Origin of the sequence: Neobacillus niacini (assembly GCF_000759675.1) — a bacterium.
GTDB lineage: Bacteria > Bacillota > Bacilli > Bacillales > Cytobacillaceae > Neobacillus > Neobacillus niacini_A.
The window spans coordinates 144,551-157,004 of record NZ_BAWM01000013.1; the positions used below are offsets into that span (position 1 = coordinate 144,551).

Below are 12,454 nucleotides of genomic sequence, written 5' to 3' on the forward strand. Positions count from 1 at the left end.
AAGACACCTTTTGATTCCCGCAAGGAAGCATTTTTCCTATTGAAGGGAATCAAAGACACCTTTTGATTCCCCTAAGTGAGCATTTTACCCGTTGAAGGGAATCAAAAGGAATTTACCAGCTTATGTATCGAAAAAACCTCAAATCGCTTTGAGTTTTTTTTAGTGTGTTCTCCGTGCAAAGTCGACAAATCTGAATTTGTCAGGACGGTGTCGGGATTCCGTATATTGAAATAGGCTGGCATCCTCTAAATATACATAGTTCTTGATGACGACAATATTATGAAACCCTTCTAAGTCTAGAAATGAACGGTCTTCTACAGTTGGTTCTTCGACGACTATTTCCTTTTTTGCAAAGCTAATCTTCAGGTCTAACTCATTTTCCAGGTAGGCATAAATAGAATTCGCACAAATTTCCTCCGTGATGGAAGGGACGAATTTGGCGGCAAGATAATCTTTATCAAGAATAATTTTCTTGCCGCCAATTTCCCGCGTTCTAACAATCTTCCACACTTGGTCTTTCCCTGATAGCTGAAGCTGTTGCTTAATATGGGCATCCGGCTTAATAATTAATGATAATTCATTGACAATCGTCCTTGGCTTTTTTTCCATTTTATCGGCGAGCTCTTTAAAGCTAACCAAGCCCGAAACCGGAAAATCGAATTTATTAATATCAATGACAATCGAACCTTTGCCCCTTACTTTTTGGATATAACCATTTTGCGCAAGCAGGTTTAAGGCTTTTCTAATTGTTTCTCTTGACGTTTCGTACTGTTCCTTCAGTTCATTTTCAGAAGGGAGAAGGGTGTTCGGCGGGATTTCTCCGCTTTTAATCTGATCCACAATCGTATTAAAGATAATTTGATACTTGTTTGTCATAAAAATCTCCCATTATTTTTTCAAATGATAAACAATGGACTCGTATGGTCGTAACTGTATTTCTTTGCCGAGCGGGGCAGAGTCCTCATAATTTGAGAGTAACACACAGTTTGACATACCATCAATGTCGAACTTCACTGGGAGAGTAAAAGTAGTGTCTTTTCCATAAAAATTATTAATAACCAACAGCATCTCATTTTCCGTTTTTCGTACAAACGCAAAGATGGATTCATGATTTTCAAAAATCATTTTATAATCCCCGTTCGTGATAACATCATATTCTTTCCGCAGCCCAATGAGTTTTTGATAGTGATAAAAAATAGAATCTGAATCCTTCCTAGCGTTTTCTGCATTAATTTCCTTATAGTTAGCAGCGGTATGAATCCATGGCGTGCCAGTTGTAAAACCAGCATGTTCACGCTTATTCCATTGAACTGGAGTACGAGAATTATCCCTAGACTTTTGTTTTAAAATCTCGATAATTTCTTGCTCATTCAAACCTTCTTTTTTCTTAATTTCAAAGATATTAAGTGACTCAACATCACGATAATCGTCAATTTTGTCGAACTTCGGATTAGTCATCCCGAATTCTTCCCCCTGGTAAATATAAGGGGTTCCTTGCATCATATGGATGGTCGTCGCAAGCATTTTTGCCGATTCTTTGTGGTACTGCTTATCATTTCCAAACCTTGAGACAACACGCGGCTGATCATGATTACACCAGAAGAGGGCATTCCAGCCGCCGCCCTTATTCATTTCTACCTGCCATTGTGACAGAATATTTTTAAGAGCTTGGAAATCAAAATTCGCTTTCGTCCATTTGTCTCCATTAGGATAATCCACTTTCAAATGATGGAAACTGAACGTCATATTCAGCTCTTCTTCACGCGGGTTCGTGTAGCGAATGCAATTATCAATGGAAGTAGAAGACATTTCACCAACAGTCATGATGTCATATTTTGAAAATACCATTTCATTCATCTCATGGAGGAACTCATGAATTCTTGGTCCATCGGTATAAAATTTACGTCCATCACTATCATCCTCAGGGAACAGCTGATCTTTTGAAATCAAGTTGATGACATCAAGTCTGAAGCCATCGATGCCTTTTTTGAGCCAAAAATGCATCATTTCATATAATGCTTCACGAACTTTTGGGTTTTCCCAGTTTAAGTCTGCTTGTGTGACATCAAATAAATGTAAATAGCATTGTCCTGTTGTTTCATCCCATTGCCAGGCTGAACCTCCAAATTTTGATTCCCAGTTGGTAGGAGGGAGACCGTCTTTACCATCCTTCCAGATGTAAAAATCACGATATGGATTGTCTTTTGAGGATTTTGCTTGTTGAAACCACTTATGTTCAGTGGATGTATGGTTGATGACAATATCCATAATGATTTTGATTCCGCGCTTGTGTGCTTGTGCAATAAGTTGTTCGAAGTCATCCATCGTGCCGTATTCTTCTTGAATGTTGTAATAGTCGCTTATATCATAACCATTATCTCGCCCGGGGGATTTATATATCGGAGTGAGCCAAAGAACATCTACACCTAGCTCCTTTAAATAGTCGAGCTTTTCGATGATTCCTTGGATATCGCCGGTACCATTATCGGTTGTATCATAAAAACTTTTTGGATAAATTTGATAAACTACTGCTTTTTTCCACCATGATGTTGACATGATATACACCTGCCTATATTTTTTGAGACTCTAATATGGAAAAGGAGGGAGATGGTCTCCCTCCTAAATTGTCTAGCACAAGCAGCCCTAGCGGCTAGTGTCCTTCGCTCTCCGCCCTACGATAAGTCAAGCACGAATGCGCCTTCGGCTCTTCGTGTTTCCTTTATCTCAGTTGGAGCGCTCCAGGCCATACGCCGCTGAACAGGGCGCTTACGCTTTCCTTATTGGAGTATTACTTTTTAAATGAAAATTTGTTCATTCCTGTTTTTGCAAAGATAATTGTTAATATGAACGGCACCACAATCGCCACCAACATGGCAATTGCAAACATCATCATATGCTGTGGCTGGATTGAAAGGAAACCAGGAAGTCCGCCAACACCGATAGAGTTAGCCATTACGTCACTACCTACAGAAATGACCGCTGCTACTAGAGAGCCGAGCATAGCTGCAAGGAATGGGAAGCCGTATTTTAGGTTAATCCCGAACATCGCTGGTTCTGTAACACCTAGGTAACAAGAGATAGCAGCTGGAATCGAGACCTGTTTTTCTTCTTCATTTTTACGATTGATATAGATCATCGCAAGAACTGCAGAACCTTGAGCAATATTTGATAAGGCAATCATTGGCCATAGGTTTGTTCCACCAAGCTCTGACATTAATTGAAGGTCAATCGCATTTGTCATATGGTGTAAGCCTGTGATAACAAGCGGTGCATAAGCAAAACCAAAGATTGCAGCGAATAACCAGCCGAATGCAGAAGTTAAGCTTGAATATACAACATCAGAAATCCATGAACCGATTGTCCAACCGATAGGACCTAAAACCGTATGTGCAATTAATACAGTTGGAATTAATGCTAAGAATGGAACGACAATCATAGAGATTGAATTCGGAACGATTTTTCTAAGTCTTAATTCTAAGAAAGAGAGAACAAATCCGGCTAAAATAGCAGGGATAACTTGAGCTTGATAGCCAATCATTTCAATTTGCGCAAAGCCAAAATCCCAAGTTGGAATATCTTTTGCTCCTGCAACACCATAGGCATTTAGTAATTGTGGAGAGACTAACGTAATTCCAAGGACAATCCCTAGGATTGGTGTAGCACCCATTTTTCTAGCAATGGACCATGTAATACCGACTGGAAGGAAGTGGAACACCGCTTCACCAATCAGCCATAAGAAGGCATGAACACCAGCCCAGAATTGTGAAACTTCAATAATGGATTTGGTTCCATCTTCAAGTAATTTAATATCGCCAATAACATTTCTAAATCCGAGTATTAAACCACCCACAACAAGGGCAGGAATTAATGGTGTAAAGATATCTGCAAGATGGGCAATCATTCGTTGTAGCCAATTCATATTTTGTTTTGCAGCAACTTTTGCTTCATCTTTCGTTGCTTCACTGACACCGGCTACTTTGACAAAATCATTATAAAACGTAGAAACATCATTTCCGATGATTACCTGAAATTGTCCCGCTTGGGTAAAAGTACCTTTTACAGGTTTAATAGCTTCAATTTTTGTTACATCTGCTTTGCTTGGATCATTTAAAACAAAGCGCATTCTTGTTACACAATGGGTTACGGCTGCAATGTTTTCCTTGCCCCCAACGTGTTCGAGCAGTTCTTTAGCTGACTCAGTGAACTTCGTCATTAGTTTTTCCCCCTAAAGGAATTGGAAGTCTCCAATTCTTTATATAAGTATTTTCCCCTTGTATTTACAGGTTAATGTGTACGTTTTCATTTCGGTTTCATACATGTATATACAAGTTATCTGATTACGTTTACATTCTAACTTGTATATACAAGACTGTCAATCTATTAAATTATAAAGAATACATGATTGAATTCAAATCAAAAAATCAACAAAAAAATAATGTTACAAGTTCATTTCTTTTAAACTTTAACGCTTTAAACTATTGAAAGAATTTTCGGAAAATGGTAAGATAAACTTGTTTAAATTCTTCTGAGTTTAGACCTCCTAAAACCGGGGCTTAGCCTTGACCACTAAGCTCATCTTTTGCCTTTGACATTTGTTCAAAGGTATTTTTTTGTGAATTTTGATTAAAACCTGTCTTTTATGAAAAAATAATATATTGTGGCTTATTTAAAATAAAGGAGTGTTTATGATGAAAGGGCAGATAACACCATATTTATCTTTTGATGGTAATGCGAAACAAGCTTTGGAGTTCTATAAAGAAGTATTAGGGGCTGAAATTACCGGAGTCCAAACATTTGGAGAAGCCGATTACCCAACTCCTCCGGGTGCAGATGAACGAGTGATGCATGCGCAGCTAAAAAAAGGTGACATTTCAATTATGTTTTCAGATACATTCCCAGGTCAGTCGGTTGTAGTGGGGTCTAACATTTCGCTCACGCTTGAGCCAGAGAGTGAAGAGGAGATTCAAAATCTTTTTGACGCTCTTAAGAAAGGCGGAAAGGCACTAACAGAGCTAGAGGATACATTTTGGGGTGCTAAATATGCAAGGGTCCAAGATTCTTTCGGAATTATTTGGGAATTGAATTATCAAAAATCCTAATACTTAGCCAAAAAGCACTTCTTGTGAGTGCTTTTTTTAGTGCAAAAAAAAAAGAAAGTGGTGGGGCCACTTTCTAAAGGAGGTATTGTATCATGGGTTAGTTATAATATATGTACCTCTTAGTACAGGCATGTAGTGAACATGTCCATTTTTAAAAAATATTTTCCTTATTTTAAAAACCGTTTTTTCATTTCTGAGGTAGGAAGCAAGCAGCTCTCCTTTTTCCCAAACCATTTGTAACGATTTTTAGCCACCATGTCATAAACGAAATTTCTAATAAAAGGAGGGAGGACCCTTAGTATGGACAAATACCTCCAAATGCCGTTTAATCTACTGCAGATCCGAAGTGCCGCACTTGACTTTATATATACTTTTTCATTTTCAATGACTATTATGCTGTCAATCTCTTTACTAATACCATATTGGTTTAATAAAAACTGTCCAGTCTCACTTTGAAGAGAAGCGAACTTGAAATGACCCTTTGGATCTCTTTTAATAATGAACTGAACACTGCTATTACAGAGGTTGCATATCCCATCAAATAAAATAATTGTTTCCATGTATCACCATTCCTTGTTATACATACCTTTTATATAGTATATATAAAACCTTTTAAATAAAACTTAAAAACCAAATTTTCTTGAGACTCTAGAATTCTATCGTTATAGTAATATTATAGATATAACGATTGTTTTGAAAAAGGGGAGATGACTATGGGACTTGAACAAGGATTTGATATGTTTTCAATTATGAGTAAACTATTTCCAATATTTTTCATTTTGATCATTGGAATCATACTTTTTACTATTTTTAAAGGTATTAAGCAATGGAATTACAATAATAAGCAACCAAAGTTGAATGTAGATGCAGTAGTTGTTTCGAAAAGGACCCAAGTAAGCGGAGGAGGTAATGACTCACACGCAAGCACTTGGTATTATGTTACATTTCAATTTGAAAGCGGTGACAGAATCGAACTAGCCGTAAATGGTTCTGAATACGGTATGATTGCTGAAGGTGACTTTGGGGAATTGATTTTCCAAGGAACACGATATCATGGTTTTACGCGTAGATTACAAGTTAATAAGGTATAAAAAAGGCACGTCAACACACGTGCCTTTTTCTTGTGGTGTTAGGATAGTATTATATGAAAATACTGGCGGATAACCGAAAACACACAAAACATTTTCAATAAGAAAACCCATTTCAAAAACCGAAATGGGCCATTCATTACATATACAACCCCGCCAAAAAGATCCCCAGTGTCTTTTGATAAATTTCGTCAAATTGAGTGAGGGGAAGGGGGTTGGTGCCTTTTCCGAGTTCAACGGTGAACCCTGGTCGTCGCCAGTCTTGGATAAACCAATCCTTATAGCCAGCATAGCTTTCAATGGTTTTGACAGGCTGATAACCACTGACTCTTGCAAACTCATTAACAATGATTTCGGATTCTGGCGGCTCAAGATTTTCAAATCCCCAATAGATTACTTCTCCCTGGGTATGAAAGGCTAGAACTCGAGCAAAGTCCCGTCTTTTTGTCAAATCTGCCATCGCAATGGCTTCTGGCTCCGATAAAGGTCTTTCACCTACATAATCGCGCGGTCCCGGCTGACCAGGGTTCCTTGCCTTTTCTAGTTCCCACCGGGCAGGGAATTGGTCATTTAGGTCAACGCCCCTAATATTCGCTTTCCAGCCTGAAAAATCTGTGCTGCCACTATTTAGCTCGATTACTCTATTTCTCCACGTTTCATTTTCAGGCGGACCGTTCAAAACAAGACTAACACCATCAGGATTAACCATTGGCACGAGAGATAGCAGCGTTTGTTGGTATAAAGGGGAGGTAGATAGCCCACGAATAGAGGTGCCATTCGTAAGTGATAAACAATAATCATTTAAAAATGTCATTAAGATAGGGGTAGTAATCCATTCGTTTGCATGAAAAGAAGCATTATAATGAACTCTTTTAACACCATTACCAATTAGAACTTCGGGAATCCGATTGCCAAGTATTGAATTTCCGGCGTTTGTTACACGGAGAAATGGATAAACATTTTGCAAGCGAGCAATATCACTCATCATTCGGCTGAAATCATAGTGCTGCTTTCCTTGAACAAGTCTCCAAGTAATCCTAAGTGGAACCTTAATCGTTTGCCCAACTGATAGTCGATTAGGATTTACATTAGGGTTAGCAAGCAGCAACGCATCTAGTGAAAGATTACGACTTTGGGCAATGCCCCAAAACGAATCCCCACGTCTGATCTGATAATTCAGGGCAACAAAGCCGGGAATTCGGATTCGCTGTCCTGCCCCAAGCTGGCTTGGTTGAATATCGCGGTTAGAATCAATGATAAGTTGAAGATTTATTCCATACAGTTGGCTGTAATACCATAAAGAATCACCTTGCCTCACATAGATGTCCATGTAATCCTCCTGATGGTCAAAAATTGTCTTACTTAAAATGTATGCAGCAAAGTTGAGCATTTATGTAGGTTTTTATATTTGCGTTATTGCAGGATGGTGCAAATAAATAAAAGAGTGCCGCCCATAGGACACTCTGTAGATAGTTATATAGAACGCATTGCTCATTGTTGACGAAAAGAGGTTATCCTCATCGTTTATGTCATATGAACAGTTTTGATATGATGAAGATTTAAATAGACAGGATCACCTTTAGCCGTTATCAATTCAACGAAATTATTTTTTATTCCCATGATTTTTCCCATAACATTCTCATTTTCCCCGATATTAAATACAATTAATGTTCCAATCAATTTTTCAATTTGTACTTCAAATGATCTTGCGAATGTAATGTTAGATGGATTAACTGGTAAATTGGCATTGCTTAAACCATAAGGACGCTGGTTATTTGTATATGGAATTAACCATTTTAAGTGGTTGAGGGAAATAAACATCGTTTTGTAAATAGGGGAGTAAAAAACAAAATAATTATTCATGATGCTGATAATATACCCATGTAATGCTAGTTTACTCGTCACATATATTTCTGTGAAAATACCCTTTGCCGCCGTTAGAGTTTTTCGAAGGGAAATTTCCTCATTTGGGTTAAAAATGGGAGATTGGTCATCTGATAGAGTAATAATTTCTTCGATTTCTTCTTTTTTTGGAAACTTCCAATTTTGAATATGAACTGTAGGAACATATAAATAATCATATCCATTGTAAATAACCCATAAATCACTGCCAATGTCGATTAAGATTCCACTTATGGGCTTATTTCCAGAAATTTCAAGTCTTATATAGTTACCAATATGATCCTTTAATTTCATTTAATCACATCCTTTCTAGTAAAATGATTCTACAATAAGAGAGGGCTACATAAGTGAAATATACTAGGGATAGCTGCCCTGCTCTTGATTGTAAAATTTTTTCGGCACAGGATTAGAGAATTTTTGTTTACGGATCATCATTTGCTGTCATTTGCTTCGGAGTGATTAAATTCGTTTTTGTTGATTATTTCGATTCGGCCAACCCGAGAAGATGGATCTGCGGTCAAAATCACGCATAGTTGGTTCACCAGAAAAACGAGATACCCCAATTTCTTGTGCCTTAGGTTCTTTATTCTCTTTTTTACTTTCTACACTGTTCATTTTTGTCTTTTCTATTTTCATTAGTGGATTTGTATCAATGGTTTCTTTTACTTTTTTTACTTTATTTAATAGTTCCTGCGTAGAATCAGTAGTTCCTACTTTTTTCGGTGTAGGATCAGCTTTCTTTTGTTCGCGTACCGGCTGTTTTACTTGAGCTCTTTTTTCCATTATAGGAACAGTTTGGATACTTTCTTTATCATGCTTAACGATGTTTTGAATGACTACTTCTGTTTTCTGTTTTTTACCATCATTCTGATGTGATTGTGGCACTTCCGGTTTTGACCATCTACCTTCGATATGGCTGTTTTGTCTTACATTTACATTTTGCGGAATGTTCTCACTTTGTGTGCTTTGCTTTTGCTCTTCTAATGCGTGTTTTATTTCATTGCTAATCTTTGCCATTGGTAGTGAAGTTCTTATTGGTTCTACCCAAACCTTTTTCTCATTTTCCGGTTGATTTACAACTTTAGGAGAAGCAGCCTCCTTATTATCTACCTTATTCACAACTTTGTGCTCTGGAGTATTTGATTCTCTTTTATTTGATTTCATGAAAACTTCTGCTTCAACATAATTGTCGTCTTTAACTTCATTTTTACTTTCTGTAACCGCTGATTCCGTTTCATTTGTGTCTTCTTCTTGTTTTTCTTCTTTCCGATAGCCTTTTAAAATATTTGAAATGTGTTCAATTTTGATTAAAATTCGGTCTTCGCCATTGATTAACGTAACAAAGTCATTATCGACGATACTAAGAACGCCGTTAAATGATTGCTTATTTAAGCACAAAATTGATACCCATGAATTCTTTAATGAGCTTAATAAGTCCGCTAAACTTTGAGTTTTCATAAATTCCGTGGTTATTTCTTCACCTTTGTATTGCTTCGTATTTTTAGTGATAGCCTGAATTTTATCAATGCTATAGTAATAGACGTATTGGTTTTCGTCTTCTAGGATAATATGATCAGACTCTACGCCCATTAATTTTCCTTTTATAATTTCTTCACCAACATATAGATTCACATAATAGCCTTTAAGTAAATCTACCGTAGATGAAAAATTATCTGATCCCATTTAAACTTCCTCCTTTGGGTAAATTTGTCGCTTCTCTTTTGAGAAGCGACAAGAATTCTATTTGTCATTGTCTTACTTGTGAATTTTCTGCACGAACAACTCTTTGTCTCACTACTTGCTTTTCTGTTTGAGACAATTTATTCTCCTGAGATCCTTGATCTTTACTTTCTTCTTTGTTTTCACTTTCGACTTTTAATCCATAACTAATATTTCGAATATGCCACATAGATACTCGGACAACTTCCTCTTTGCTAATTAAAGATAAGAAGTCCTTGTTTATTTCGCTAATAACACCTTCTAGTTTTTCTGGGCCTCCACGGTTAATTCTTACCCATTGGAACTTTAGGCTGTCTAAAAGACCTTGGAAGCTATCAGCGCTTTTAAATTCGAAATTCTCCGGTACCTCAATTCCTAAATCCATTGTGTCCTTTGAATTTTCTGTTACACTTTTGACATGGTGTGTATTGTAATAAAGCACACCATCATCTTTAGTTAAGAGTACTAGATGGTCATCAAGAACGGCCATTAATTTACCGATTCTTGATTCTGGTCCTCCTCTGTCAACCTTGATCGTCTTCCCCACTAAAGACTTCCACATGTCGTTATTCACAATATTTATCCTCCTTTAATTAAATAAACTTTTACACTGCATTTATATGTGTCACGGTGTGATGTTGTACTAAACGACGAGCCTTTTTTCTTACCTTTTTGTAAAAATAGGCAAAAAAAAGGGTATATGGAATCCATATACAGGTGAAAAGGTCATAATGATGCCATTTCTTTTTTTAAATACCCATTTCTTTTCATAATAAACATAAGAATGACCTCTTTTTCTTTATCAAAATATTCCTCGTCCCTATTTATATAGGGATCTGTCCTGATATAGGGCTTTAGATTTTGAAATTGTTGGTCAATAATGGGTTCTAACGTTTCTAGGCAAAAGTGATTTTCTAAAATGGAAGACAAGATTTCCTTGTATTGTAATCTATATTGGTTAATATGGAGAATTCGTCCAGTTAAGGTATTATAGCCGCTTATTGGGACAAAATCGTGCTCAAGCGTCCTTCCATGAAGGTCTCTTCCCCAGGTTCCGTCATAATCCCAAGGGGTTATTTCAAATAGGCTGGTTTCACTATTTTGATAAAGAGCATAGTTATGGATAAAGCCATCAAAATTTTGTGTACAAACTACTCCAGCGAGCCATCTTAGGTATTTATCAATATCTAGGATTTTACCAACTTCCTTTTCAAATTCCTCATTTGTAAAGGTGTTGATCATCTCAATGAAGTCCTCTAATAAAGAAAGATCTTTTTGATCACCATATTTTATGGTGTAACCATCATCTAAACTGCTTTTAAGTTCGTTCTCAGGAGAGAGTAAAGAAAAGTTTGCGAAATAATTTGTGGCATATATGATGGGACCATCTGGCAGGTTTCTTTTTTTCAAAAGTTGTTGGTCAAAGGATTCCAGTTCCAAATAAATACCTTTACAAAAACCATTCATATAAAGAAGCACATGCTTAGAGCGTGGAGAAATTACACCAATACGATCGAAAAAGTCGAGGGAGAGCTTATTTCGACTGAGTGAAATGTCATCGTATTCTGCATTTAGATGAATTTCGTGAGCTCCATCGACGAGATAAGGGTTTTGAAAAATGATATTATAGGATTTTTTCTTCTTCTTTCTAATGACATTTCCCCGATAGGTTAATCCTATTTTGTATCGATTATCGCCAATTTTTAATAATGCCGGGACATGGTCATTCTCCCAAATATCATCTTCCAACTTTTGTAGCCATTTTGGATTAATGAAGATTTCATATTTTAACACGTAAATACTCCTATACATACATTTTTTCTAGATAGTATGCAGCATCTCGGATGAATGTGCCGTACAAACATCTACTTTTTTGAATCAGGGTAAAAGCATAAGAGTAAACAAATTTCCTATAAATATTAAAAAATATATGTTTGTCTATATCAAGTTCCACTTTATTACCATAAATTAGAAAGTGAAAATAATTATTTATGAAAGTGGTGGGAAAAACAAGATGATGAAGGACATGAATCAATTGCTGTCAAAGGCAAAGGATAATGGAGTCGTTTTATTTCTAGATAACAATCCAGATGAAAAGCATGAAAGAAAATGTTTCTGTAATAGTGCAGATTCAAGTGGCAGCAAAGGCAGCTGTGGCTCAAAAGGCAGTCGTGGCTCTAAGGGAAGCAAAGGCAGTAAAGGGTCTAGAGGTAGCAGAGGTAGTAAAGGAAGTAAAGGATCCCGGGGAAGCAAAGGATCAAGAGGAACTGGTGGATCACGCGGAAGCAAGGGTCCTAAGGGTCCAAAAGGTAGAAAAAGATCAAGGGGAAGTAAAGGTAGCAGAGGGTCAAAAGGCAGTCGCGGTTCAGGCGGTAGTAGAGGCAGTCATGGATCAAGAGGCAGCTGCGGTTCAGGTGGTAGCAGAGGGTCAAAAGGCAGCAGAGGGTCACGCGGTAGCAGAGGGTCAAAAGGCAGCAAAGGGTCACGCGGTAGCAGAGGGTCAAAAGGCAGCAAAGGGTCACGCGGTAGCAGAGGGTCAAAAGGCAGCAGAGGGTCACGCGGTAGTAGAGGCAGTCGTGGATCAAGAGGGAGCCGCGGCCGTGGACCAAAAGGTAAAGGACCAAAAGGAAGAAAAGGTAGCCGTGG

12 protein-coding genes are annotated in these 12,454 nt (G+C 37.4%); 3 read left to right on the top strand and 9 right to left on the bottom strand.

Annotation, left to right across the window (positions count from 1 at the left end; genetic code table 11):
* Positions 1 to 159: 159 nt before the first annotated feature.
* The 3 genes from treR to treP form a co-directional block, all read right to left on the bottom strand.
* Positions 160 to 876, bottom strand: a complete 717-nt coding sequence (gene treR, locus TR08_RS06690; RefSeq protein WP_045516776.1) for a trehalose operon repressor — start codon at positions 874 to 876, stop codon at positions 160 to 162.
* 12 nt (positions 877 to 888) lie between these two features.
* A complete protein-coding gene (gene treC / locus TR08_RS06695) occupies positions 889 to 2,556 on the bottom strand; it encodes an alpha,alpha-phosphotrehalase (RefSeq protein WP_045516778.1) in 1,668 nt (555 codons plus the stop codon).
* A gap of 232 nt (positions 2,557 to 2,788) precedes the next feature.
* A complete protein-coding gene (gene treP / locus TR08_RS06700) occupies positions 2,789 to 4,213 on the bottom strand; it encodes a PTS system trehalose-specific EIIBC component (protein ID WP_045516780.1) in 1,425 nt (474 codons plus the stop codon).
* 475 nt (positions 4,214 to 4,688) lie between these two features.
* Here treP and TR08_RS06705 point away from each other — a divergent pair, with 475 nt between their 5' ends.
* Positions 4,689 to 5,099, top strand: a complete 411-nt coding sequence (locus tag TR08_RS06705; protein WP_045516781.1) for a VOC family protein — start codon at positions 4,689 to 4,691, stop codon at positions 5,097 to 5,099.
* A gap of 167 nt (positions 5,100 to 5,266) precedes the next feature.
* Here TR08_RS06705 and TR08_RS06710 read toward each other — a convergent pair whose 3' ends face one another.
* Positions 5,267 to 5,659 (bottom strand): thiol-disulfide oxidoreductase DCC family protein, encoded by a 393-nt coding sequence (locus tag TR08_RS06710; RefSeq protein WP_045516782.1) that lies wholly within the window; start codon positions 5,657 to 5,659, stop codon positions 5,267 to 5,269.
* Positions 5,660 to 5,812: 153 nt separating this feature from the next.
* Between TR08_RS06710 and TR08_RS06715 the strand changes: the two genes are divergently transcribed.
* On the top strand, positions 5,813 to 6,190 hold the full coding sequence (locus TR08_RS06715) for a DUF2500 domain-containing protein (protein WP_370576281.1): 378 nt from the start codon (positions 5,813 to 5,815) through the stop codon (positions 6,188 to 6,190).
* Positions 6,191 to 6,326: 136 nt separating this feature from the next.
* On the opposite strand, the gene TR08_RS06720 is transcribed toward TR08_RS06715, so the two are convergent.
* The 5 genes from TR08_RS06720 to TR08_RS06740 form a co-directional block, all read right to left on the bottom strand.
* Positions 6,327 to 7,517, bottom strand: a complete 1,191-nt coding sequence (locus TR08_RS06720; RefSeq protein ID WP_045516785.1) for a M14 family metallopeptidase — start codon at positions 7,515 to 7,517, stop codon at positions 6,327 to 6,329.
* 194 nt (positions 7,518 to 7,711) lie between these two features.
* The gene (locus TR08_RS06725; protein ID WP_045516787.1) at positions 7,712 to 8,383 is read right to left on the bottom strand and encodes a hypothetical protein; all 672 of its coding nucleotides are present in this window, start codon (positions 8,381 to 8,383) and stop codon (positions 7,712 to 7,714) included.
* 165 nt (positions 8,384 to 8,548) lie between these two features.
* The gene (locus TR08_RS06730; RefSeq protein WP_045516788.1) at positions 8,549 to 9,772 is read right to left on the bottom strand and encodes a hypothetical protein; all 1,224 of its coding nucleotides are present in this window, start codon (positions 9,770 to 9,772) and stop codon (positions 8,549 to 8,551) included.
* A 64-nt stretch (positions 9,773 to 9,836) separates the two neighbouring features.
* Complete coding sequence (locus TR08_RS06735) at positions 9,837 to 10,382, bottom strand: hypothetical protein (RefSeq protein ID WP_052427365.1); 546 nt, start codon at positions 10,380 to 10,382, stop codon at positions 9,837 to 9,839.
* A 152-nt stretch (positions 10,383 to 10,534) separates the two neighbouring features.
* The gene (locus TR08_RS06740; RefSeq protein WP_238579094.1) at positions 10,535 to 11,602 is read right to left on the bottom strand and encodes a CotH kinase family protein; all 1,068 of its coding nucleotides are present in this window, start codon (positions 11,600 to 11,602) and stop codon (positions 10,535 to 10,537) included.
* Positions 11,603 to 11,907: 305 nt separating this feature from the next.
* On the opposite strand from TR08_RS06740, the gene TR08_RS06745 reads away from it, so the two are divergent.
* Positions 11,908 to 12,454 (top strand): hypothetical protein (locus tag TR08_RS06745; RefSeq protein WP_238579095.1); only part of this gene is annotated, 547 nt, incomplete at its 3' end.